Below are 24052 nucleotides of genomic sequence, written 5' to 3'. Positions count from 1 at the left end.
CGAACGCACTGACGCTGTCTGACCCGGTTCTCACCCGGCAGGAGCCTTGCTCACCGCACTGCTCGGCACCTCGAAGGTCCGCATGCTGCGGATGAAGAGAGGTACGACGGACGCGACGAGCAGGAAGCACGCTCCCACGGCGATCACCGGACGAGCTCCGTAGGCGGCCGCCAGGGGCGCCGCCAGCATCGAGCCCAGTGGCAACGCGACAAAGGACATGAGGATGTCCCACGAGTGCACGCGGCCTTGGAGCTCACCCGGCACGGCATGTTGGATCGCCGTCTCCCAGTGCACGTCGTAGAACAGCAGGCCTGCGTAGCCGATGGCAGCGAGGACCGCGATCGGCCACACCGAGTGGAACACCGCGAAACTGAACGCCCACAGCGGCATGAGGATGAGCGGCGCCCAGCCGGTGAACAGCGGGCGTTTGAGATGAATGCGCGCCCCGAGCGCAGCGCCGAGGAATCCGCCGAGCCCCTCGGCAGCAGCGACGATGCCGACGGCGTGTGCGCCCCCGAGTTCCGACGCGACGAGCAGCGGGGCGAGCACGAGCACCGCGCCGTTGCCGATGTGGTAGAAACCCGCGGCCAACAGGCCCCAGAGCAGCCACGAGCGCGAGCGCACGGCGCGCCAGCCCGCCACGAGCTGCTCGGTGAACGCCTCGGATCCTTCCGTCCGCACGATGTCGACCGGGCGCGCCCAGGCCAGCACCGCGGCGAGGGAGACCACGAACGTCACGGCGTTGAGGGTGAACCCGAAGGCCGGCCCGGCGAATCCCACGGCCGCGCCGCCTGTCACGGGTCCGAGCATGAGCATGAGCTGACGCAGGCTGGTCAGTGTGCCGTTCGTGCGTTGACGCTGATCGGCGGGAATGACGGCTCGCCGCCACGTCATGAAGGCTGGCCCGAAGAAGGCGCCCGCCGCTGCACTGACGAAGGCGCACACGATGACGAGCGGCGTCGACCAGGCGCCGACGGCAAAGGCCGCGGCGAGCACAGCCGCCGCGATGGCCCTCACGACGTCGGTGAGAGCCATGATGAGCCGCGGCTGCACCCGGTCGGCCCACACGCCGCCGAAGAGCGTGAACACCAAGCGTGCGACGGTGGTGGCCGTGATGGCGGCGGCCATCTGGCCCGCACTTCCGTGGGCGAGAACGATGGCCACCGGCAACGCGACCACCTGGAAGGCGTCGCCAAGCCAGCTCGCCACCTGGCCGGCCAACACGCCCTGCGTCCGTCTCTCCACCCATGAAGTGTGCCGCATGCGCGCCGACCAGGCGGTTCTGCAAGGAAGTCACCGACTGTTCGACAGTGCGCTGCGGGGAGATGGTGGGATGAGCCGGCCTGTAAGCCGGGTTGTGTTCCGCGCACCGTCACCGGTGTCGCTTCGGCGATCATCCATCTAGGCCGCGCATCGCTGCGTGGCTCGAGCAATCTACCCGTGCGCTCAGCGGGCAGCTTCGACGCGCACTGTTCGATCTTGCTCCGGGTGGGGTTTACCGAGCCGCTCCAGTCACCTGGAGCGCTGGTGGTCTCTTACACCACCGTTTCACCCTTACCGCGCACGAAGCGCGGCGGTCTGTTTTCTGTGGCACTGTCCCGCGGGTCACCCCGGGTGGCCGTTAGCCACCACCCTGCCCTTCGGAGCCCGGACTTTCCTCGGCGAAGACGAATCTTCGACGCGACCGCCCGGCCGACTCATCCAAGGGGCAACTCTACCGCCGGTCAGGAGGCGCCCTCGACCACCTCGAACGTGAGCTTGCCGCCCATGATGTCAGCGTCCGTGAGGCGCACCGTGCAGGTCTCCCCTTCGGGCGGCGCGGTAGCACCCTCGGCGGCACGGGCTGGTGCGACGACAGCGTGGTCGACGAGTTGGACCGTCACACGTCCGCCACCCTTGCCCTCCTTGTCGGGGCCCTCGACAACGAGCGCGCCGAATGTCTCGCCGACGGAGGACGACAGGGCAGCTGCCTCCACGCGGTCGACGCAGGCGCGGTCGATCTTTCCGGCGACCTGGTCGCTCGAACGCATGATCTCGGGCAGGTCGGGCAGTGCCTCGCGGGCCCAGGCGGGCACCTCTCGTCCGTTTGCGAGCGCCTCACAGATGACGAGCCCGAATCGGTCGACGAGGCGACGAAGCGGCGCCGTCACGTGGGCGTACGGCGCGGCGACGGCGGCCTGCTCGGTGATCTCGGGGGTCGTGCCGTCGAACGGCGTGTAGGCCGCCCCGCGGAACAACGTGACCGCCTCATGGATGAGCGCGAGGTGACGCGGGTCGTCCCGGTCGAGACGGCGCAGGAATGCGCCGTAGGTCTCGTCCTTCGCCCACACGAGCCCGAGGCCCTTGGCCTGGAGGCGGAAGCGTTCGACGTCGCGAGGATCGGGCTTCGGCATGGTGCGCAGGATGCCGACGCCGCCGTCGAGCATCATGCGTGCCGCCACCATGCCGGTCATGAGTGAGATCTGCGCGTTCCAGTCCTCGCTGGGCACGGGCGGACGGAAGTGCACCTCGTACCGCCCGGGCTCGGGCTCGCTGACTTCCTGGTCGGGCATCGGCAGCGAGGCTCCGCCGCGCTCGAGTTCGAGCCTGGCGCGCAGCTCTCCGATGCGCTTGAGCAGGGCGACACGCGGGTCGTCGCTGCCGGAGTCGACCGCGCCCTGAACGCCCCGGTAGTCGAGACGTTCGACGCTGCGCACCTGCGCGCGGTAGAGCGTCGCGTCGGTGACCTCACCGCGGGCGTCGAGCGTCATGTCCCACACGAACGCCGAGCACACCTGATCGGGCAGAAGGCTCGCGGCGCCCTCGCTCAACTGGCTCGGGTGCAGCGGGATGCGAACGTCGGGCATGTAGATCGTCTGGCCGCGACGGCGGGTCTCGGCATCGAGGTTACCGCCGGGACGCACGTACAGGGGCACATCGGCGATGGCGTAGCGCACCCGGAACCCATCACCGGCCTCCTCGAGATGCATCGCCTGGTCGAGGTCCATCGACCCGACGGGGTCGATCGTGAAGAACGGCACGGCCGTTTCGTCGCGTTCGGGCACTTGGACCGCAGCCATCGCCTCGCGGGCCTCCGCGACGGCGGCCTCGGGGTAGTCGAGGCTCAGTTCGTACTCCGCGCGCAGGGCGTCGAAGGAGCGAGCGAGGTCGCCGCCGGTGTCACGGCTCGGCCAGAGGATGCGGGTCTTCGGCATGGCCCGAGCCTACAAGCGCACGTCGACGAGAGGCACGCTCCACGCGCGTTGTCCGGCCCGGAACGACTGCTGCGCCGAGGGAGGATCGGGCTACGCTGGCCCGCGTGATCGTCCTCCTGCCGCCGTCGGAATCGAAGACCACGCGCACGCGTGGCGCGCGCCTCGACCTCGCGAAGCTGTCGTTCCCCGAGCTGACCGAAGCCCGACAGCAGGTCGCCGCAGCGGTTAGCGAGGTGAGCGCGCGCGACGAAGCGCCCGAGGTGCTCGGGGTCTCCCCCAACCTTGCCGACGAGATCGCCCGCAACACCCGACTCCTCGATGCTCCGACGTTGCCCGCCGCGCAGCTCTACACCGGCGTGCTCTACGACGCGCTCGGGTTGTCCGACCTCGAAGGCGCCGACAAGGCGCGGGCGACGCGGCGCGTCGTCATCTCCTCGGCGCTCTACGGCGCGGTCCGTCTCGGAGACCGCCTCGCGCCCTACCGCCTGTCGATGGGGGTCAACCTTCCTCCGCTCGGTGCCCTCGCCGCTCACTGGCGCTCGGTGCTCGACGCGCCGCTGAGCGAGGCCGCAGGCAAGGGCGTCGTCGTGGACTGTCGATCCTCGACGTACGCCGCCTCGTGGAACCCGAGTGGCGAACTCGCGCGCCGCTGGGTTCACATCCGCGTTCCCGGCGCCACGCACATGGCGAAGCACACCCGCGGACTCGTGACCCGAGCCCTCGTCACGGATGCGCGCGACCCACGCACCCCCAAGGCGCTCGCTGCCCAGCTGGCCGAGACGTTCGACGTCGACCTCCACGAAGCGACGTCACCGTCGAAGCCGTGGATCCTCGACGTGAGCGTGCGCGAAGCCACGGCCTGACCGGCGTGGACGTCGACGCCGCACTGGAGCTGCTCGCTCGGGTCCCGTGCGTTCTCGTCTTTCTCGCCGCCCTGACGGTCGTGGCCGAATGCGCGTCGATCGCCGGCCTCTTCGACCTGCTCGGCACGAAGGTGGTGGCCCTGGCCCGGGGCCGGATCGCTCTCGTGTGGGTGATGTTCATGGCGACGGCGGTTCTCGTGACGGCCTTCCTCAGCCTCGACACGACGGCCGTTCTCATGACGACGGCCTCCGTCGTGGTCGCGCGGCGTCTCGACCGCCCCGTCGCATTGTTTGCCTTTCCAACGCTCTGGATCGCGAACATGGCCTCGCTCTGGCTGCCCGTGTCGAACCTGACGAACCTGCTCGCCCGGGACGTCCTGCCTCACCCCAATGCGCTCGGGTTCCTGGAGGAGGCGTGGCCCGTCGCGCTCACGACGACGCTCGTGCCCCTTCCCGTGGCGGCCGTCGTCTGGCGGTCCTCATTGCGCGGCACCGCGGTGGCCCCTGCGGAATCGGCGCCCCCACAGCCTGCCCAAGACGGCGTGCTTCCCGCAGTCGGCACGCTCGTTGCTTGCATGTGCGTGTCGATCCTTCTCGTCGAACCCGCCGTGGCTGCATCCGTCGCGGCGCTCTTGTGCGTAGCCGTCATCGCCACGAGGCGCCGAAGCGCCCTCGCCGAGATCGAGATCCCGTGGCGCAGTCTCGCCATCACATCGGCCCTGTTCGTCACCGTGGCGCTCGTTCACGGTTCCGGGGTGCTGCGTCCCGCACTGGGTTCCTTGGGCGACGCTCCCGCGTGGACGCTCACGGCCGCCGGAGCGCTCGTCGCGAACGGGCTGAACAACCTTCCCGCCTACCTCGCGCTCGAGCCCGCCGCCCACGGTGAGACGGATCGGGTGCTCGCGCTCCTCGTGGGCGTCAACGTGGCGAGTGGCATCACCTGGTGGGGTTCGGTGGCCACGCTCCTGTGGCGTGACCGTCTTCGCCGTGCCGGTGTCCGGATCAGGTGGGGAACCCACCTTCGACTGACCGGCCTGGACACGCTCGTCACGACGCTCGCTGCAGCCGGAGTGCTCGAGCTCGTCACCCGCTGAGCTGCAGGGTGCGTCAGTTCGGACCGAACGCCACCGTGAGGGCTCGCTCGAGATCTGCGGCGAGGTCGCCCGCGTCCTCGAGGCCCACGGACAGGCGCACCGTGCCGTCGGTGATGCCGATGGCAGCGCGCGCCTCCTCGCCCATGCGGCGATGGGTTGTCGTGGCGGGGTGGGTGGCCATCGACTTGGAATCGCCGAGGTTGTTGGAGATGTCGACGATCTCGAGAGCGTTCATGAGGGCGAAGGCCTCGGCCTTGCCGCCGTCGATCGCGAACGTCACGACCGTGCCGCCCCCACCCATCTGCCGCTTCGCCAACTCGTGCTGGGGATGTGAGGGGAGGAAGGGGTAGAGCACGGTGCGCACTCGGGGGTGCGCTTCGAGCTGTTCGGCCAGACGCAACGCCGCTGCGGCCTGCGCCTCCACGCGTAGACGCATCGTCTCGAGCCCCTTGAGCAGCACCCAGGCGTTGAACGCCGAGAGTGTCGGCCCGGTGTGACGCACGAGGTTCTGCACGGGCCCGTCGATGAACTCCTTCGGCCCGAGGATCGCCCCGCCGAGCACGCGGCCCTGGCCGTCGATGTGCTTGGTGGCCGAGTAGACGACGATGTCGGCGCCGTGTGCGAGCGGCCTGCTGAACACGGGCGTTCCGAAGACGTTGTCGACGACGACCTGCGCACCGGCGCCGTGCGCGAGGTCGCAGACCGCTCGCATGTCGACGAGCTCCTGCATCGGGTTGCTCGGCGATTCGAAGAACACGGCGGTGGTCGGCTCGGCCAGCGCCTTGCGCCACTGCTCGAGGTCAGGTCCGTCGACGAAGACCGTCTCGACGCCCCACCGCGGCAGGATCTCGTCGAGGATGACGAAGCACGAGCCGAAGAGCCCCCGCGAGGCGACGACGCGGTCGCCGGCGCCCAGCAGCGCGGCGAGGGCCGTGAACACCGCCGACATGCCCGATGCAGTGGCGGAGCACGCTTCAGCCCCTTCGAGGGCCGCGAGGCGCTGTTCGAGCATCGCTGTCGTCGGGTTGCCGTACCGGCTGTAGACGAACCGCTCGCTCTCCCCGGCGAAAGCGGCCTCGGCGGCTTCGGCGCTGTCGTAGACGAAGCCGGAGGTGAGGTACATGGCCTCGGCCGTCTCCTCGAAGCCGCTGCGGGCCAAGCCTGCTCGGACAGCGAGGGTGTCGGGGCGAAGGGTGGGCTCACTCACCGAATGCTCTCCTTCCCACGGGCAGGTTTGCTGCGCGTGGTGCGTCGGGGAAGCCGGGCGGGCCCGGCTGTTTCCATAACGCAACCTTATGAAGAAGTGTCTGCTTCGCTATCTCGCCCGCTTCGATGTCCAACCGGTGGACGATGGCGGGGGGCTCAGCGCAGGTGGTGCGTGTCGTTGGTGAACGCGACCTGCGCGTTCCCGTCGCGCCATACCTCGATGCCGGTGAGCGAGCCCGGTGCTGCCGCGAGCCTCCACGCCGCATCGATGTCGAGCCCGAGCACCGCCGAGAGCACCGACATGATGGCGATCCGGTGCGTCACGACGACGACCGCTCCCCCGCGCTCCACGGCGCGCTCGAGCGCGTCGGAGATCCGCGCGTCGAGCTGTGCGCGCGTCTCACCGCCGGGGGCGCTGTACGTGGCGTCATGGCGCAGACTCGACAGCCCGGCGGCGTCCCGAGCGTGGATCTCCTTGAAGCTGAGGCCGTCCCACTCGCCGAAGGCCTGCTCGTCCCAATCCTCGTCGACCTGCGCCTGCACGCCCAGCGCCTTCGCGACCGGCGCTCCGGTTTCGATGGCCCGCGCGAGCGACGACGTCACGACGCTCACGGTCTCGGCGCCTGAGACGAGCGCGCCGACGGCCCGCGCGACGCGCTCCGCCTGGTCGCGACCGGCCGCGTTGAGCGCGGGGTCGGCGCCGCCACGGCCGTCGAGCTTTCCGCCCGTCGTGAAGTCGGTGACGCCGTGACGCACGAGAACGATGCGGGTCGGCTTGCCGAGGTCGGGGTTCGACGTCACCGGGGCGACGGTCTTGGCTTCGCGCTCGGTCGTGTCCGGTTCGCTCGTGCCCCCCGGGGCCTCGTCCTTCGTTGCTCCGCCAGGCGCGCCCTCATCGTCGGTCTCACTCGTCGAATCGTCGGGCTGCCACGCGTCGCGACGCACGGTCACGCCGTCCATGCCGTCGTTCGACAGCTTGTCGGCAGCCTTGTTCTTCTCGCGCGGGATCCATTCGTAGGTGACGGCCCCGCCGGCACTGGCGATCTCGGACGAGATGGTGCGCGCTTCGGCGGCGAGACGCTTCATGTCCTCGTGCTTGATCTTCCAGCGACCCGACATCTGCTCGACGACGAGCTTGCTGTCCATGCGCACCGTCACTGCCGCGGACGGTTCGTGGTCGAGTACGGCCCGAAGCCCCTCGATGAGGCCGGTGTACTCGGCGACGTTGTTCGACTCCTTGCCGAGCGGCGCAGCCCGCTCGGCAAGCACCTCCCGCGTCTCGCCGTCCCGGACCAACGCGCCATATCCGGCAACACCAGGATTACCGCGCGACCCTCCGTCAGCTTCGACAATGAGGCGTCGTGTCATGGCGAGATCCCTTCGGGGTCAGCGTTGTTCAGCGACGCGAGGCGTCGGCCAGAGACAGGGTCGGGTCGAGGGGGCGCCCCTTCCGACGTGCGTCAGACGTCGGATTCGGCCGTGCGCACGAGAATGCGGCCACACTCGTCACAGTTGACGACCGTGTCGGCCGAGGCCGCCTTGATCCGGGCGAGGTCACTCGCGTTGAGCTCGAGGCCACAGCCCATGCAGCGACGTCCGTGCAGCGCGGCGGCGGCCACACCGCTACGCGCCCGGATGCGGTCGTACTCGGTCAGCAGTTCGGCGTTGATCGTGGGTGCCATGTCGGCGCGCTTGCTCGCGACCTGGGCCCGCTCCGCGTCGAGCTGCTTAGAGTCCGCGGCCATCGCGTCCTTGAGTTCCTTGACCTTCACCTCAGCGGCGTCGGCGGCCTTGGTGAAACCGTCGAGGCGCTCACGCAGTTCCTCGGCACGCTCCATAATCTCGAGTTCGGTGTCCTCGAGAACGCTCTGGCGACGGGCCAGGGTGTCGAGCTCGTGCTGGAGAGCCTGAAGGTCCTTCGCCGTGCCCTGACCCGCGTCGAGACGCTTTCGGTTGCGTGCAGCACGCTCACGCACCTGCTCGACGTCGGCCTCGCTGCGGCTGATCTCGCGTTCGACGTCCGACACGGCGGTCTGAGCGAGAACCATCTCCTCCGTCGCGGAGTCAGCGGTGGCCTTCGCCTCGGCGAGCTCCTTGGCCTGCGGCAGGTTGGCCAGACGGTGGTCGATCTGGTCCAGGCGCGTGTCGAGCTTCTGCAGGTCGAGCAGCTTCCACTGCTGCTGAAGTTCTGCCTTCACTGCTGTTCTCCTTCGCTTGTCGAGACCAAGAAGTCCCAAGGGTCGGTGCGGCGGCGCGAGACGGCCACCTCGAGGTCGGCGCCTTCGGCGCCAACGGCGTCACGCAGGCGTTCACTCGCGTGCTCGAGCCACAGCCACTCACTGGCCCAGTGCCCGGCGTCGACGAGGAAGAGCGGCTTGTCGGCCGCGTCCTCCTCGCGCGATTCGATGGCGGGGTGGTGACGCAGGTCCGCCGTCACGTAGACATCGGCTCCGGCCGCACGGGCGGCGCCGAACTCACCGTCACCTGCGCCACCGAGCACGGCGACGCGGGCGACTTCGGCGTCCGGGTCACCCGAAACCCGCAGGCCCACAGGAGCGGGCGGCAGTTTTGACGCGAGGCGTTCGCAGAAGGCACGCAGCGTCATCGGTGACTCCAGGTCGCCGACCCGGCCGAGCGGCTGGCCCTCGGTCTCGACGAGCGGCTCCACGCCTCTCAGGCCGCACGCGACGGCGAGCGCGTCGTTGACGCCGGGCGTCGCCACGTCGGCGTTCGTGTGCGCGGCGTACAGCGCGACATCGCCGACGACGAGAGCCGTCACAGCGCGGCCCTTGCCGCTCGTCGTGGCAACGGACTTCACACCGCGCATGAGCAGAGGATGGTGCGTGACGAGCAGGTCGTACCCACCGTTCACAGCCTCGTCGATGACGTCGAGGGCCGGGTCGACAGCGAAGAGCACACGCTCGATCGGCTGCGCCGGGTCGCCCGTGACCAGGCCGACGGCATCCCACGACTGAGCGGTCGACGGCGGATAGAACCCGTCGAGGATTCGCGTGACCTGAGCCAGCGTCGTGGTGGAGTTGTTCATGTGGGCCCCGCCGGGATCGAACCGACGACCGACGCGGTGTAAACGCGTTGCTCTACCAGCTGAGCTAGAGGCCCCGAGCCCGGTTGGGTGCTGCGGGCACGGACGGCAAGCTTACCCGTCGCGTGCCGCCCCACCGTCGGGCCTGCTCGTCAGAGCGCTTCGAGCGCGCCCGTGAAGTCACGCGCCTCACCGGGGCCGTTGACGAGCGACCAGCGCACCGTCATGTCGGCATCGACGAGGAACGTTCCACGAATGGCGAATCCGGCGTTCTCGTCGAAGACGCCGTACGCCTTCGCAACCTCGCCGTGCGGCCAGAAGTCCGAGAGCAGCGAGAAGTCGTAACCCTGGTCCTCCGCCCACGCGCGCTGGGTGAACATCGGGTCGCAGCTGATGCCGACCACGCGCACGGAGGCGTCGTCGAAGCTCGGCATCGTGTCGCGGATGGTGCACAGCTCACCCGTGCAGATGCCCGAGAAGGCGAAGGGGTAGAACACGATCAGCGTCGGCCGCTCGGTGACGATCTGCGACAGCGTCACGTCCTCACCGAATTGGTTCTTGAGCGTGAAGTCAGGAGCCTTGGAACCCTCGGTCACTGTCGTCATGGTTCGTCCCTTTCGTCGGTGCGCGATCAGCGCTGTTTGGCCGTGCCGCCCTGCACGAGCTTCGTGCCGATCCAGTCCTCGCCGACCTTGAACGTCGAGCTGGCCTTGAGGCCGGCCGTCGTGGCCGCTTCCTGGATGTCGGCGGCGTCGACGTTCTCGGGGCTGCCGACCTTGGGAACGATGAGCAGGACGAAGCCCTTCTCCTCGAGGGTCGCGAGCGAGTCGACGATGTCGTCGGTGAGGTCGCCGTCACCGTCGCGGAACCACAGCAGAACGGAGTCGACGCTGCCGTCGTAGTCCTCGTCCTCGATCTCCGAACCGACGATCTCGGCAATCGCATCTCGCCACGATTCCTCGACGTCGTCGTCCCAGCCGATCTCCATGACGACGTCGTCAGCGGAAAAACCGATCTTGGCCGCCGGATGTGCCCCTGCGGTCTGGTTCACGTGGTGCGTCCTCTTTCTTGCTCCGGGGGCGCATGCGCGCGTACCCCTCGACGATGTTCCCTCGGGCAGTTCGCCCGAAGGTGCTTTCAGGTTAGTCCACAAGGTCGCGACGCACATTGCAAGGTGGTCTGCCGTTTCCGGAGTTGTCGCACGCCCAACTCGCAAGGGAATTCGTACCGATCAGTAGCCCTCCCCGGTTTCCCACGACGCGCCTTTCGGGGGCAGGATGGGGGCAGTGGCGCGTGCCAGGTAGCGCCGACGAAGAAACTGAAAGGACGCACCGTGTCCCTTGATGAAGCCGGCCCGATTCTCAATGGCATCCCGAGCCAGTTGCCGGACGTCGATCCGGAGGAGACCCAGGAATGGCTCGACTCTCTCGACGGTGTCATCGACGAGCAGGGCCGTAACCGCGCCCGCTACGTCATGCTCAAGCTCCTCGAGCGTGCCCGCGGCCAGCAGATCGGCGTGCCGTCGCTGACCGCGACGGACTACATCAACACGATCGGCCCCGAGTCCGAGCCGTGGTTCCCGGGCGACGAGGACATGGAGCGCAAGTACCGCGCCTGGATCCGCTGGAACGCTGCGGTCATGGTGCACCGCGCGCAGCGCCCCGACGTCGGCGTCGGCGGCCACATCTCCACGTACGCCTCGGCCGCGACGCTCTACGAAGTCGGCTTCAACCACTTCTTCCGCGGCAAGGACCACCCGGGCGGCGGTGACCAGATCTTCATCCAGGGCCACGCCTCCCCCGGTATTTACTCGCGCGCCTACCTCGAGGGTCGCCTGAGCGAGGAGCAGCTCGACGGCTTCCGTCAGGAGAAGAGCCACTTCATCGACGGTGAGCCCGCCGGTCTGCCGAGCTACCCGCACCCGCGCAACATGCCGGAGTTCTGGGAGTTCCCGACGGTGTCCATGGGCATCGGCCCGATGAACGCCATCTACCAGGCCATGGTCAACAAGTACCTGCACAACCGTGGCCTCAAGGACACGTCCGAGCAGCACGTGTGGGCCTTCCTCGGTGACGGCGAGATGGACGAGGTCGAGAGCCGCGGCGCCCTGCAGTGGGCAGCCAACGAGGAGCTCGACAACCTCACGTTCGTCGTCAACTGCAACCTGCAGCGCCTCGACGGTCCGGTGCGCGGTAACGGCAAGATCGTCCAGGAGCTCGAGGCGTTCTTCCGCGGCGCGGGCTGGAACGTCATCAAGGTGCTGTGGGGCCGCGGGTGGGACCCGTTGCTGGCCCAGGACCGCGACGGCGCGCTCGTCAACATCATGAACAAGACGCGTGACGGCGACTACCAGACCATCCGCGCCAACGACGGCGCGTTCGTGCGTGAGCACTTCTTCGGTCAGGACCCGCGCACGCGCAAGATGGTCGAGAGCTGGTCGGACGACGACCTGTGGTGGAAGCTCAAGCGCGGTGGCCACGACTACCGCAAGGTGTACGCCGCCTACAAGGCCGCCACGGAGCACACCGGCCAGCCCACCGTCATCCTCGCGCACACCATCAAGGGCTACTCGCTCGGCACGCACTTCGCGGGCCGTAACGCGACGCACCAGATGAAGAAGATGACGCTCGAGGACCTCAAGATGTTCCGCGACTCGCTGCAGATCCCGATCAGCGACGAGGAGCTCGAAAAGGACCCGTACCGTCCGCCGTACTACCACCCGGGTGAGGACGACCCGGCGATCCAGTACCTCATGGAACGCCGCGCCAAGCTCGGTGGCGGACTGCCGTCGCGCAAGGGCCGCTCCGGTGAGCTGACGCTGCCGGGCGACGAGGCCTACAAGATCGCCAAGAAGGGCTCCGGCAAGCAGGAAGTGGCCACGACGATGGCCTTCGTGCGCATCCTCAAGGAGCTCATGCGCGACAAGGAGTTCGGCAAGCACATCGTGCCGATCATCCCCGACGAGGCGCGCACGTTCGGTATGGACGCGTTCTTCCCGACGGCGAAGATCTACAACCCGCACGGTCAGCACTACCGCTCCGTCGACGCCGAGCTCATGCTCGCCTACAAGGAGTCGCCGCAGGGTCAGCTGCTTCACCTGGGCATCAACGAGGCCGGTTCGGTGGCGGCGTTCACCGCCGTCGGCTCGGCGTACGAGACGAACGACGTGCCGATGGTGCCCGTCTACGTCTTCTACTCGATGTTCGGTTTCCAGCGCACGGGTGACTCGATCTGGGCGGCTGCCGACCAGATGGCTCGCGGCTTCCTCATCGGAGCCACCGCCGGTCGCACGACGCTGACGGGCGAGGGTCTGCAGCACGCGGACGGTCACGGCCTGCTACTCGCGGCGTCCAACCCGGCGATCCGCGCCTACGACCCGGCTTACGGGTACGAGATCGCGCACATCGTCCAGGACGGCCTCAACAAGATGTACGGCCCGAACGCCGAGAACGTCATCTACTACCTCACGGTCTACAACGAGCCGCTCGTGCAGCCGGCCGAGCCGGAGAACGTGGACGCCGAGGGCATCCTGCGTGGCATCTACAAGCTCAAGGACGGCCTGTTCGACGGTGTCGGCGAGAACGCTCCGCGCACGCAGCTGCTCGCTTCGGGCGTCGGTGTGCCGTGGGCTCTCGAGGCCCAGGAACTGCTCAAGGACGACTGGGGCGTCGTCGCCGACGTGTGGTCGGTGACGTCGTGGAACGAGCTGCGTCGTGACGGTCTCGAGGCCGACGAGCACAACTTCCTCCACCCGGACGAGGAGCGTCGAGTCCCGTACGTCACGCAGAAGCTGCAGGACGCCCCCGGGCCGGTCATCGCGACGTCCGACTCGATGCGTCAGGTGCACGACCAGATCCGTCAGTACGTGCCGGGCGAGTACCACTCCCTCGGCGCCGACGGGTTCGGTTTCTCCGACACCCGCGCTGCGGCTCGTCGCTTCTTCCACATCGACGGTCCGTCCATGGCGGTGCGCGCACTGCAGTCGCTGGCCGACCGCGGTGAGGTTGACAAGGACGTGCCGAAGCAGGCCGCCGAGAAGTACCAGCTGCTCGACGTGCGTGCCGGAACCTCCGGCAACGCTGGCGGCGAGTCGTAGACCGACACCGCCAGAGCAATAGCGAGGGGCCGGTCACCGCTGAACTGCGGTGACCGGCCCCTTCGTGCACCGAGGCGGACGCGCGTCAACGCCGGCTGAGATACCTCTCGCGTGCGAGAACGGCGATGTCCGGCATGTCCGAGAAGATCCCGTCGATGCCGGTGGCGTACAGCTTGTCGAGATAGTCGACGACCCGACCGAAATCGCCGGGGTTACTTCCGTTGCGCAGGTCCGCGGGCAGGAAGTCGTTCTCGGCCCGCACCGTCCACGGGCACACCTGGAGGCCGACCGCGTGGGCATCGCGAACGAGAGACGTCGGAGCACCGAGGGTGTTGTCCGCGTTCCAGGCGATGACCTGCTTGACCGACGGCCCCAGACCGTCGAGCAGGTGTGCCCACTCCCGCAGCCCGGCCGGTGATGTCAGGTGGGAGTAGGAGCGCTTCTTCGGGTCGGCGAAGGGGCCGCCCTTCGCGTCGGTGAGGAAGACGAGTGGTGCCTTCACCTTGAAGCGAGTGCGCAGGTCGAGCAGGTTCTGCAGTTCGAACGACTGGATGAAGATCGGGGCACCGGGCCGGTCGAGCCCGTAGGTGCGGATGAGCGGGACGAGCTTCTCCTCGAGTGGCTTGCCCTGCGCGCGAAAGTACGTGGAGTGCTTCGTCTCGGGGTAGACGCCGATCATGCGCCCGAGCTCGCGCTCCAGTTCGCGGCGCAGCTTGAGCACCTCCTCAAACGTCGGCACCTGCCACAGCCCGTCGTAGATCGTGTTGCGCTGACGCAGCTCGGGCAATCTCTCCACCGCGCGCAGCGTCCGAAGCTCGGCGAGCGTGAAGTCCTCCGTGAACCATCCGGTGACCGGTTTGCCGTCGAGCGACTTCGTCGTCTTGCGCGAGGCGAACTCGGGGCGCTTCGCGACATCCGTCGTGCCCGAGATCTCCGGCTCGTGACGTACGACGAGCACGCCGTCCTTCGTGATGACGAGGTCCGGTTCGATGATATCGGCACCCATGCGTGCCGCCAGACGGTAGGCCCCGAGTGTGTGCTCGGGGCGGTAGCCGCTCGCTCCGCGGTGTCCGACAACGTAGGGCTTGCGGTAACGCGCACCGTGTCCATGACGTCGATGACCGGAGGTCGTGGAGGCCTGTGCGGCATCGCCCAGAGCGAACGTCGCCGCCGAGGCGGTGGTGAGTGACAGGAGTGATCGTCGCTTCATGAAGGCCATGAGACCGCCCCGGTGTGATCACGGCGCGTCGGGGAAGTGAACAGGGAACGAACCGGGGAACCCGGCCTCGGCGGCCGTGACGGTACGGTGTGGCGCATGGTTGCGCACTCCCCTGTCTCCGACGCATCGATGACGGCGATCCACCGGGCGAGTTCGGCCATGGCCACCCACGCGAGCGCCCGCGTCGAGAGCCGTCACGCGTGGTTCTCCGACCTCGCGGCCGACGATCGCAGCTGGATCGGCGTCATCGCGCAGGACGGCATCCGCTCCTTCCTCGGCTGGCTACGAGACCCCTCCGTCGACGACTCGCACGCCATCGACATCTTCGCCAACGCCCCGCGCGAGCTGGCGCGGCGCATCACCCTGGAACAGACCCTCGACCTGCTGCGCACCGTCATCGAGGTGGTCGAGGAGGAAGCGCCGCAGCATGCGCGGGCCGAGGAGCGCGCCACCGTGCGCGAGGCCGTCCTGAGATACGCGCGCGAAGTGGCGTTCGGGGCCGCGCACGTCTATGCCCGAGCCGCGGAGTCACGCGGCGCGTGGGATGCCCGACTCGAATCCCTCGTCGTCGACGCCGTCGTCCGCGGTGAGCCGGACGAATCCCTCGGCTCGCGTGTGAACGCTCTCGGGTGGGCCGAGGTGCGCGGCGTGACGGTGGTCGTCGGCTCCAGCCCCGCGGGCGGCGAGTCGAGCGTCGTCGACCCGCTGCGGCGCGCCGCTCGTCATGCCGGCCTCGAGGTGCTCGTCTCGGTCGAAGGACGACGCATGATCGCCATCATCGGGCCGGTGACGGATCCGATCGCAGCCGCGACGACCCTCGCAGATCATTTCGGACCGGGCCCCGTCGTCTGTGGCCCCAAGGTGCCCCACCTCTACGCTGCCGGGCGCTCCGCCCGCGACGCCATCCGCGGTTACGAGGCGGCGCCGGCGGCACCACAGCTGCCTCGCCCGACCCGAAGCGACGACCTGCTCGCGGCCAGGGCCGTTGCGGGAGACGACAAGGCGCGCCGCGCGTTGGCCTCCATTGCGACCGGCACGCTCGACGTGGGTTCGCCACTGGGCGACACGGCCCGCACGTACCTGCGCACGGGTTCGCTCGAAGGCACCGCGCGCGAGCTGTTCGTCCACGCCAACACTGTGCGATACCGGCTCGGACGCATCCTCGACGCCACCGACCTCGACCTCACGGACACCCATGACGCGTTCGCTCTGCGGCTCGCGATCATGTTCGCCGACCTCGAGGCCGGGCGCCGCGCACGACGCCCCCGCGGGGACGTCGGCTTGTAGGAACCCTACAAATCACACTCGCGAAGTTCGTCGCCCGCCCGGTCGCAGTGCAGGGGCCAGGCCGGGCAGAGTGGAACCGTGCTTGCGATCGTGTGCCCTGGACAGGGCTCCCAGACCCCCGGTTTCCTTCGCCCGTGGCTTGCGCTGCCGGATTTCCGCTCCCGCATGACCTGGCTGTCGGCCTGCGCGGATATGGACCTCGTGCACTACGGCACCGAGGCCGACGCGCCCACCATCAAAGACACGGCCGTCGCGCAGCCCCTCATCGTCGCGAGCGGGCTCGTCTCGCTTCTCGCGCTGTTCGAGCACCCCGTCGAGGGCTTCCGTTCGGTCAGCGCCGGTGCGGGCCACAGCGTCGGTGAGATCACCGCAGCTGCCGCCGCGGGCGTCCTCACGGCCGAGCAGGCCATGGTGTTCGTGCGTGAGCGCGGCGCCGGAATGGCCGACGCGGCCGCCGTCACCCCCACCGGCATGAGCGCCGTCATGGGCGGCGAGCAGAGCGAGGTCGTCGCCCACCTCGAGGCCAAGGGCCTCACCCCCGCCAACATGAATGGCGCCGGCCAGATCGTCGCCGCGGGCACGCTCGAGCAGCTCGAGGACCTCAAGGCCGACCCGCCGGCCAAGGCCCGCGTCGTGCCGCTGCCGGTCGCCGGAGCGTTCCACACCGAGCACATGGCGCCCGCGCTGGACCGCCTCTCTGCCTTTGCCGGCGCCATCTCGACGCACGACCCGCGCATCCCGCTCGTGTCGAACAAGGACGGTCTCGTCGTCCACGACGGCACGAAGGTGCTAGAGCGTCTCGTCACCCAGGTGAGCAACCCGGTTCGCTGGGATCTCACGATGGAGACGTTCAAGGCCATGGGCGTCACGGGTCTCATCGAGATTCCCCCGGCGGGCACGCTCGTCGGCCTGGCCAAGCGCGCGATGCCCGGCGTCGAGACGCTCGCCGTCAAGACCCCGGACGATCTCGACGCTGCGCACCGCATGGTGCGGGAGCACGGCGTACTCGAGGACGACATCGAACCGGCTTGGCGTCTCGTCATCGCGCCGGCCAAGGGCACGATCACCCGTGCGCCGCTGGCCGAGGGCGACACGATCCGCCCCGGCGAGACGATCGGTCAGGTCGTCACCGCACGTGACGCCTACAACGCCGTCGCGCCGCACGGCGGACGCATCATCGAGTGGCTCGTCGAGGACGAGGACCCGGTGTCGCCCGGCCAGCCGCTCGTCCGCCTGCACCCGGCAGGTGCGTGATGGCGACGATCACGCAGCGCACCGGAGCCGAGTTCACCCGCGTGCTCGGCGTGGGCGCCTACCGCCCGGAACGCCTCGTGACGAACGACGAGATCGTCGGTCCGATCGACTCCTCCGACGAGTGGATCCAGGAGCGATCGGGCATCAAGACCCGTCGCTTCGCGCGCCCCGAAGAGACGATGCTCGACATGGCCGAAGCCGCCGCCCGTGAGGCGATCGCGAACTCCGGCATCGACCCGTCACTCATCGACGGCGTCCTCGTCGGTTCGGTCACCCATCACCTGTTCACCCCAGCGGCTGCACCGATGCTCGCCGACCGCCTCGGGCTCGACAAGCCCGCAGCCATCGACATCGCCGCGGCGTGCGCCGGCTACTGCTTCGGCATCGGCCTGGCCTCGGACATGATCCGCTCCGGCGATGCGAGCCACGTGCTCGTCATCGGCGCGGAGAAACTGACGGACGTTCTCGACCTCACCGACCGCGGTTCGGCGTTCATCTTCGGTGACGGCGCCGGAGCGGCCGTCGTCGGCCCGAGCGACCACGTCGGCATCGGCCCGACGATCTGGGGCAGCGACGGCTCCGGTTGGGAGTCGATCCGCCAGGTAGGCGAAGGCCACCAGGCCGACCCCAAGATCACGATGGCCGGCCAGTCCGTCTTCCGCTGGGCCGTGTGGAGCATGGCTCCGGTGGCACTGCAGGCCGTGGAGGCCGCAGGGCTGACGCCGGACGACATCGACGTGTTCATCCCCCACCAGGCCAACACGCGCATCATCGACGCGATGGTCAAGCAGATGAAGCTGCCCGAGCACGTCAAGGTCGCCCGCGACATCGTCGACATGGCCAACACCTCCGCGGCGTCAGTGCCGCTGGCTGCCGAGCGGATGATCCGTGAGGGCCAGGCCAAGAGCGGCGACATCGCGCTGCAGATCGGCTTCGGTGCCGGCCTCGCGTACGCCGCGCAGGTCATCGAGATTCCGTAACCCACCAGTTCCCGCGCCTCGGCGGGTAACCCGAGGTGAGTCAGATACCGACCTCGATCGAATGCCGATCGAGCAACCACAAGGAGAGACACCATGGCTGCTTCCGAGCAGGAGATCCTCGCCGGCCTCGCCGAGATCGTCAACGAGGAGACGGGCATCGACGCCTCGTCGGTCCAGTCGGACAAGTCCTTCACCGACGACCTCGACATCGACTCGCTGTCGATGATGACGATCGTCGTCAACGCCGAGGAGAAGTTCGGCGTGCGCATCCCGGACGAAGAGGTCAAGAACCTCGTCACCGTCGGCGACGCCGTCAACTACATCAAGAACGCCCAGGCCTGAACCTTCACCAGGCCGGACGACGGTGGCTCACCCGCTCGGTGAGCCACCGCCTCCCACCCGCTTCCGTCACACCCCGCATCGAGGAGTTCGCCTCATGAGCGAGAACCGCCGAGTCGTCATCACCGGCCTTGGAGCCACCACTCCGCTGGGCGCCACCGCGCCCGCCACCTGGGAAGCTCTGCTGGCCGGCAAGAGCGGCGCCCGCACCCTTGAGGAGAGCTGGGTGAGCGAGTACGAGCTGCCCGTCACCTTCGCCGCCACGCTCGCCGAGAGCCCTGCCTCGACGCTGGCGAAGGTCGAGCTCAAGCGCATGGACCCGTTCACGCAGTACGCCATGGTGGCGGCTCGCGAGGCGTGGGCCGACGCTGGCTCCCCCGAGGTCGAGCCGGAGCGCCTCGCCTCCGCCATCGGTACGGGTATCGGCGGCGTGCAGTCGCTGCTCGACCAGTACGACGTGCTCAAGGAGAAGGGCGCGCGTCGCATCTACCCCCTCACTGTGCCGATGCTCATGCCGAACGCTGCCTCCGGCAACGTGTCGATGGAGTTCGGCGCCAAGGCGGGCGCTCACACGTCGGTTTCCGCGTGTTCGTCGGGTGCGGAGTCGATGGGCTTCGCGGCCCAGATGATCGCCTCCGGTCGAGCCGACATGGCCATCGCCGGCGGTAGCGAAGCACCGATGCACCCGCTGCCGATCGCCGGTTTCGCTGCTGCGCGCGCCATGTCGACGCGCAACGACTCCCCCGAGACTGCTTCGCGTCCGTGGGCTCCCGACCGTGACGGCTTCGTGCTCGGCGAGGGCGCGGCTGTCGTCGTGCTCGAGGAGTACGAGCACGCCAAGGCCCGTGGCGCCACGATCTACGCCGAGTTCGCGGGGCTGGGAATGTCCGCTGACTCCTACCACATCACCGCCGGCGACCCGGAGGGTGCAGGTGCCGCTCGCGCCATGACCGAGGCCATCACGAGCGCCGGGTTGACGCCCGCCGACATCGTGCACATCAACGCTCACGCCACCTCGACGCCGGTCGGTGACGTCGCGGAAGCCACCGCGATCCGACGCGCGTTCGGTGACGCTGCCGGTGGCATCGCGGTCACCGGCACGAAGTCGATGACGGGCCATCTCCTCGGTGCCGCAGGTGCACTCGAGACGCTCATCGCGGCGCTCACCGTCCACCACCGCCTCGTGCCGGCCACGATCAACGTCGACGAGGTGGACGAGCCGTTCGCCGACCTCGACCTCGTGCGCGGCGAGGCGCGCAAGCTGCCCGACGGCGACGTCGCCGTTCTCAACAACTCGTTCGGCTTCGGCGGCCACAACGTCGCCGTAACCCTCAGGAGTGCTTCATGAACGCCCTCACCGCTGCGCCGGAGGCGCCTGCCGCCGACCCGCGCGACCCGAACCTGCGTCTGGAGAACTTCCTCGACGACGGCACGGTGGAGATCATCAACGAGGTCGAGAAGTCGGGCTTCGTCTCGGCGCGTGGCCGCGCGAACGGCGCTCCCGTCGTCGTGTTCTGCTCGGATGCTCGCGTCCAGGGCGGCGCCATGGGCGTCGAGGGCTGCAAGGCGATCGTCGAGGCGTACGACATCGCTCTCGCTGAAGGCACGCCGATCATCGGCCTGTGGCACTCAGGTGGCGCCCGCCTCGCGGAGGGCGTGGTCAGCCTCCACGCCGTGGGTGAGGTGTTCGCCATCATGACGCGCGCCTCGGGCAAGATCCCGCAGATCTCCGTCGTCATCGGAGCCGCCGCGGGTGGCGCGGCGTACGGCCCGGCTCTCACGGACGTCGTCATCATGGCCGAGAAGGGCCGCATCTTCGTCACCGGTCCGGACGTTGTGCGCAGCGTCACCGGCGAGAACGTCGACGCCGCGCGTCTGGGTGGCCCGGAGCCACACGGGCGTCGTTCGGGTGTGGTCCACGTCGTGACGGAGACCGAGGACGAGGCGTTCGAGCGCGGACGCCTGCTCGCCTCCCTCATGGCCGATCAGCGTGAGTTCGATGTCGCGGGCACCGAGGAACGCGACCTGGGCGAAACGTTCCCCGAGAACGCGAAGCGTGCCTACGACGTGCACCCGCTCGTCGACAACCTCTTCGACGACGCGGCCGAGATCATCGAGCTCCACGCGAAGTGGGCGCCGAACATCGTCACGGCCCTGGGGCGTTTCGGTGGACGCACGGTCGGCGTCATCGCGAACAACCCGATGCGCCTCGGTGGCTGCCTCGACTCCCCCGCCGCCGAGAAGACGGCCCGCTTCGTGCGTATGTGTGACGCGTTCGGCATCCCGCTCGTCGTCCTCGTTGACGTTCCGGGTTACCTTCCCGGCGTCGGCCAGGAGTGGGACGGTGTCGTGCGTCGCGGCGCGAAGCTGCTGCACGCGTTCGGCGAGTCGGTGGTCCCGCGCGTGACGCTCGTGACGCGCAAGACGTACGGCGGCGCATACATCGCGATGAACAGCCGTTCGCTCGGCGCGACGAAGGTGTTCGCGTGGCCGAGCGCGGAGGTGGCCGTCATGGGTCACGTCGCGGCGGTGCGCATCCTGCACCGCCGTCGTCTGGCCGAGGTCGAGATCGACGACCGTGCGCGCGTCGAGGAGGAACTGGCAGCGGAGCACGCAGTGCTCGCCGGCGGCTTGGAGCGCGCGCAGGAGATCGGTGTCGTCGACGAGGTCGTCGAGCCGACGAAGACGCGCGGAGCGCTCGTAGCTGCGCTCGCCGAGGCTCCGGCTCGCCGAGGCGAGCACGGCAACATTCCGCTGTGACGTTCGCTCATTGACTGCACGCGAAAGGGCGGTGCCTCCCCCAGAGGAAGGCACCGCCCTTTGGTGTGTGGGCGTCGGGTCAGCCGACGCGGTGGAGCCAGCGCACGGGCGCACCGTCACCGGCGTACCGGAAGGGCTCCAGTTCCTGGTCCCAGGCCGTGCCGAGCAGTTCGGCCATCTCTGCGCGGAACTCCTGCGGGTCGCCGCCGCTCGCCATGAGGGCGCTGCGCAGTCGGTCCTCGCTGACGACGGCGTCGCCGCTGGCGGAGGTCCAGGTGTGATGGATGCCCAGGCTGGGCGTGTGCGACCAACGCGAGCCGTCCGTGCCGGCCGAGGGCTCTTCGGTGACCTCGTAGCGCACGTGATCCCAGCCGCGCAGGGCGCTGGCGAGCCGCGCGCCGGTACCGGCGTCACCGGCCCAGCTGAACTCGGTGCGCACGAGGCCGGGCGCGACGGGCTGATCGGTCCACTCGAGGGACACGTCGAGGCCCAGGATGCTCTCCAGGGCCCATTCGATGTGCGGGCACAGCGCCGCTGGGGTGGAGTGAACGAACACCACCCCGCGGGTCATGACGCGTGAGGACGTCATCGACATCCGAACCTCCTGTGTGCGCGAGGGACGTCTTCCCCAACGACCTCATGCGATTTCAGGTGTTCGAACTGTGCGGTTGTGGCCCCATCATGCCTCACGGGCACGGCGAAGGCGAGAACGCCGCGCGGGCGGGCGCGGTCGAAAACTGGACTTCGGAGTAGGGCGGGTGGGGCTTGAACCCACGACCCAAGGATTATGAGTCCTCTGCTCTGACCGGCTGAGCTACCGCCCCGAGCCCGGCGCTCAGGCGCCCGGCACTCGCGGAAGTGTAGCCGCTCGCCCCCAAGGACGAGTCCGCAGCCAACACCGCGTGCAGCGCCCACGTGGCCGCGAACCCCCAAAACCCTGTCATACCTATGCTTGTGTGTTTGTACCGATTAGGTCACAGGTGAGCATTCGGTAGCGCTCATCCGTGCAGGCGTTACTACGCTCACATCCATGACTGGAGCCACCACTGCCACCGAGCAGTCCGACATCCGGGCGAAGCGCGGCGAGCCGCTCGTCGTTCTCGAGGGTGTCAACAAGCACTACGGTGACCTGCATGTCCTGAAGGACATCAACCTCACGATCAACCGCGGCGAGGTCGTCGTCATCCTCGGCCCGTCGGGTTCGGGTAAGTCGACGCTGTGCCGCACGATCAACCGCCTCGAGACGATCGAGAACGGCACGATCCAGATCGACGGCAAGGAGCTTCCCGCCGAGGGAGCGGGCCTCGCGAAGCTGCGCGCCGACGTCGGGATGGTCTTCCAGTCGTTCAACCTCTTCGCCCACAAGACGATTCTCGACAACGTGACCCTCGGCCCGATCAAGGTGCGCAAGAAGTCCAAGGGCGACGCCGAGTCGCGCGCCATGGAACTGCTCAAGCGCGTGGGCGTCGACCACCAGGCCAAGAAGTTCCCGGCCCAGCTCTCCGGCGGTCAGCAGCAGCGTGTGGCCATCGCGCGCTCGCTCGCCATGGAGCCGAAGGTCATGCTCTTCGACGAGCCCACCTCCGCCCTCGACCCCGAGATGATTAACGAGGTCCTCGACGTCATGGCGCAGCTGGCCAAGGAGGGCATGACGATGATCGTCGTCACGCACGAGATGGGCTTCGCCCGTCGCGCTGCCGACCGCGTCATCTTCATGGCCGACGGCGAGATCCTCGAGCAGGCTGAGCCCGAAGAGTTCTTCACCAACCCCAAGTCCGATCGCGCCAAGGATTTCCTCGGCAAGATCCTCACCCACTGACCCTCGGGTCAGGTCTTTTACCAGGAGGAAATCCATGATGAAGCGCGCAATCGCCACGGTCGGCGTCGCGTCCCTCGCCCTCGGCCTCAGCGCCTGTGGCGGCAGTGACGACGAGTCGAGCTCCGGCTCGGGCGACAAGGTCAAGATCGGCATCAAGTTCGACCAGCCGGGTCTCGGCCTCAAGGCCGGTTCCGATTACAAGGGTCTCGACGTCGACGTCGCCAAGTACGTCGCCAAGGAAATGGGCTACGAGGCGGACAAGATCGAGTTCGTCGAGACGCCGTCCAAGCAGCGCGAGAAGATGCTCGAGAACGGCTCCGTGAAGATGATCTTCGCGACCTACTCGATCACCGACAAGCGCAAGAAGGTCGTCTCCTTCGGTGGTCCCTACTTCATCGCCGGCCAGTCGGTCCTCGTGAAGTCGGACAGCTCGATCAAGAGCGTCTCCGACCTGTCGGGCAAGAAGGTCTGCTCCGTCACCGGTTCGACGTCGGTCGACAACCTCAAGGAGAAGCAGCCGAACCTTGTGCCCCAGAAGTACGACAAGTACTCCGAGTGCGCGGACGCTCTCGCCTCGGGCGCCATCGAGGCCATGACGACGGACAACACGATCCTCGCCGGCTACGCCAACCAGGACGCCTACAAGGGCAAGTTCAAGCTCGTCGGTGACCCGTTCACCGAGGAGAAGTACGGCGTCGGCCTGAAGAAGGGCGACAAGGCCACCTGCGAGAAGGTCAACGCCGCGATCAAGAAGATGGTCGACTCCGGCGAGTGGAAGAAGGCCGTCGAGGCCAACCTCGGCGCCGACTTCAAGTACGACACTAAGGTGAACCCGCCGAAGTCGTTCGAAGCCTGCTCCTGATCTATCTGACGCGGCGGGTGGGGCCGGTGAACTTTC

21 protein-coding genes, 2 tRNA genes and 1 other RNA gene are annotated in these 24052 nt (G+C 68.4%); 11 read left to right on the top strand and 13 right to left on the bottom strand.

What is annotated here, in order from left to right; genetic code table 11:
• Window positions 1-30: 30 nt before the first annotated feature.
• From IM689_RS05420 to IM689_RS05410, 3 genes are all read right to left on the bottom strand, one after another.
• Window positions 31-1245, bottom strand: coding sequence for an MFS transporter (locus IM689_RS05420; RefSeq protein WP_193643180.1), 1215 nt, complete (start codon window positions 1243-1245; stop codon window positions 31-33).
• Between the two features lie 85 nt (window positions 1246-1330).
• An RNA gene (rnpB, locus tag IM689_RS05415) (RNase P RNA component class A) lies at window positions 1331-1700 on the bottom strand.
• A 24-nt stretch (window positions 1701-1724) separates the two neighbouring features.
• Entirely contained in the window at window positions 1725-3194 is a 1470-nt protein-coding gene (locus IM689_RS05410) for an RNB domain-containing ribonuclease (protein ID WP_193643179.1), read from the bottom strand.
• Between the two features lie 104 nt (window positions 3195-3298).
• On the opposite strand from IM689_RS05410, the gene IM689_RS05405 reads away from it, so the two are divergent.
• Together IM689_RS05405 and IM689_RS05400 are read left to right on the top strand one after the other, a co-directional pair.
• The gene (locus IM689_RS05405) at window positions 3299-4057 is read left to right on the top strand and encodes a YaaA family protein (protein WP_193643178.1); all 759 of its coding nucleotides are present in this window, start codon (window positions 3299-3301) and stop codon (window positions 4055-4057) included.
• A complete protein-coding gene (locus IM689_RS05400; protein ID WP_193643177.1) occupies window positions 4018-5151 on the top strand; it encodes an ArsB/NhaD family transporter in 1134 nt (377 codons plus the stop codon). Before IM689_RS05405 ends, IM689_RS05400 begins: the two co-directional genes overlap by 40 nt.
• A 13-nt stretch (window positions 5152-5164) precedes the next feature.
• Here the strand turns inward: IM689_RS05400 and IM689_RS05395 are convergent, their stop codons facing one another.
• The 7 genes from IM689_RS05395 to IM689_RS05365 form a co-directional block, all read right to left on the bottom strand.
• Entirely contained in the window at window positions 5165-6358 is a 1194-nt protein-coding gene (locus tag IM689_RS05395; protein ID WP_193643176.1) for an O-succinylhomoserine sulfhydrylase, read from the bottom strand.
• A 155-nt stretch (window positions 6359-6513) separates the two neighbouring features.
• Window positions 6514-7725, bottom strand: coding sequence for a bifunctional RNase H/acid phosphatase (locus IM689_RS05390; protein WP_193643175.1), 1212 nt, complete (start codon window positions 7723-7725; stop codon window positions 6514-6516).
• Between the two features lie 92 nt (window positions 7726-7817).
• The gene (locus tag IM689_RS05385; RefSeq protein WP_193643174.1) at window positions 7818-8555 is read right to left on the bottom strand and encodes a zinc ribbon domain-containing protein; all 738 of its coding nucleotides are present in this window, start codon (window positions 8553-8555) and stop codon (window positions 7818-7820) included.
• Window positions 8552-9403, bottom strand: a complete 852-nt coding sequence (locus tag IM689_RS05380; RefSeq protein ID WP_129665385.1) for a Nif3-like dinuclear metal center hexameric protein — start codon at window positions 9401-9403, stop codon at window positions 8552-8554. The genes IM689_RS05385 and IM689_RS05380 overlap by 4 nt, the downstream gene beginning before the upstream one ends.
• Before the next feature lies 1 nt (window position 9404).
• A tRNA-Val gene (locus IM689_RS05375) sits at window positions 9405-9477 on the bottom strand.
• A gap of 75 nt (window positions 9478-9552) precedes the next feature.
• Entirely contained in the window at window positions 9553-10005 is a 453-nt protein-coding gene (locus tag IM689_RS05370; protein ID WP_047312091.1) for a peroxiredoxin, read from the bottom strand.
• 26 nt (window positions 10006-10031) lie between these two features.
• On the bottom strand, window positions 10032-10451 hold the full coding sequence (locus tag IM689_RS05365) for a DUF3052 domain-containing protein (RefSeq protein ID WP_082128838.1): 420 nt from the start codon (window positions 10449-10451) through the stop codon (window positions 10032-10034).
• A gap of 282 nt (window positions 10452-10733) precedes the next feature.
• On the opposite strand from IM689_RS05365, the gene aceE reads away from it, so the two are divergent.
• The gene (gene aceE / locus IM689_RS05360) at window positions 10734-13496 is read left to right on the top strand and encodes a pyruvate dehydrogenase (acetyl-transferring), homodimeric type (RefSeq protein WP_193643172.1); all 2763 of its coding nucleotides are present in this window, start codon (window positions 10734-10736) and stop codon (window positions 13494-13496) included.
• An 85-nt stretch (window positions 13497-13581) separates the two neighbouring features.
• Here aceE and IM689_RS05355 read toward each other — a convergent pair whose 3' ends face one another.
• Window positions 13582-14706, bottom strand: a complete 1125-nt coding sequence (locus tag IM689_RS05355; protein ID WP_193643171.1) for a glycerophosphodiester phosphodiesterase — start codon at window positions 14704-14706, stop codon at window positions 13582-13584.
• Window positions 14707-14811: 105 nt separating this feature from the next.
• Here IM689_RS05355 and IM689_RS05350 point away from each other — a divergent pair, with 105 nt between their 5' ends.
• The 6 genes from IM689_RS05350 to IM689_RS05325 all read left to right on the top strand — a co-directional run bounded on the left by IM689_RS05350 (window position 14812) and on the right by IM689_RS05325 (window position 21335).
• Window positions 14812-16002 carry a PucR family transcriptional regulator gene (locus IM689_RS05350; RefSeq protein WP_193643170.1) on the top strand — a complete coding sequence of 397 codons (1191 nt, stop codon included), beginning with the start codon at window positions 14812-14814 and terminating at the stop codon, window positions 16000-16002.
• A 78-nt stretch (window positions 16003-16080) separates the two neighbouring features.
• The gene (locus IM689_RS05345; protein WP_193643169.1) at window positions 16081-17256 is read left to right on the top strand and encodes an acyltransferase domain-containing protein; all 1176 of its coding nucleotides are present in this window, start codon (window positions 16081-16083) and stop codon (window positions 17254-17256) included.
• On the top strand, window positions 17256-18236 hold the full coding sequence (locus IM689_RS05340) for a beta-ketoacyl-ACP synthase III (protein ID WP_129665377.1): 981 nt from the start codon (window positions 17256-17258) through the stop codon (window positions 18234-18236). Before IM689_RS05345 ends, IM689_RS05340 begins: the two co-directional genes overlap by 1 nt.
• Before the next feature lie 93 nt (window positions 18237-18329).
• Window positions 18330-18578, top strand: a complete 249-nt coding sequence (locus tag IM689_RS05335; RefSeq protein WP_047312086.1) for an acyl carrier protein — start codon at window positions 18330-18332, stop codon at window positions 18576-18578.
• Window positions 18579-18672: 94 nt separating this feature from the next.
• Window positions 18673-19923 carry a beta-ketoacyl-ACP synthase II gene (fabF, locus tag IM689_RS05330; protein ID WP_187034726.1) on the top strand — a complete coding sequence of 417 codons (1251 nt, stop codon included), beginning with the start codon at window positions 18673-18675 and terminating at the stop codon, window positions 19921-19923.
• Window positions 19920-21335, top strand: a complete 1416-nt coding sequence (locus IM689_RS05325; RefSeq protein WP_047312084.1) for an acyl-CoA carboxylase subunit beta — start codon at window positions 19920-19922, stop codon at window positions 21333-21335. The genes fabF and IM689_RS05325 overlap by 4 nt, the downstream gene beginning before the upstream one ends.
• A gap of 79 nt (window positions 21336-21414) precedes the next feature.
• On the opposite strand, the gene IM689_RS05320 is transcribed toward IM689_RS05325, so the two are convergent.
• Together IM689_RS05320 and IM689_RS05315 are read right to left on the bottom strand one after the other, a co-directional pair.
• A complete protein-coding gene (locus tag IM689_RS05320) occupies window positions 21415-21930 on the bottom strand; it encodes a DUF3145 domain-containing protein (protein ID WP_047312083.1) in 516 nt (171 codons plus the stop codon).
• Between the two features lie 155 nt (window positions 21931-22085).
• Window positions 22086-22159 (bottom strand) — tRNA-Ile (locus tag IM689_RS05315).
• Window positions 22160-22365: 206 nt separating this feature from the next.
• Here IM689_RS05315 and IM689_RS05310 point away from each other — a divergent pair.
• Both IM689_RS05310 and IM689_RS05305 read left to right on the top strand, forming a co-directional pair.
• Window positions 22366-23154 (top strand): amino acid ABC transporter ATP-binding protein, encoded by a 789-nt coding sequence (locus IM689_RS05310; RefSeq protein WP_187034723.1) that lies wholly within the window; start codon window positions 22366-22368, stop codon window positions 23152-23154.
• A 34-nt stretch (window positions 23155-23188) separates the two neighbouring features.
• Window positions 23189-24016, top strand: a complete 828-nt coding sequence (locus tag IM689_RS05305; protein WP_047312082.1) for a glutamate ABC transporter substrate-binding protein — start codon at window positions 23189-23191, stop codon at window positions 24014-24016.
• Window positions 24017-24052: the final 36 nt, after the last annotated feature.

This window comes from Dermacoccus barathri, assembly GCF_015070805.1.
Classification (GTDB): Bacteria; Actinomycetota; Actinomycetes; order Actinomycetales; family Dermatophilaceae; genus Dermacoccus; species Dermacoccus abyssi.
The sequence above is the reverse complement of the archived record's forward strand: the minus strand, read 5'-3'. Positions and strand labels throughout refer to the sequence as shown.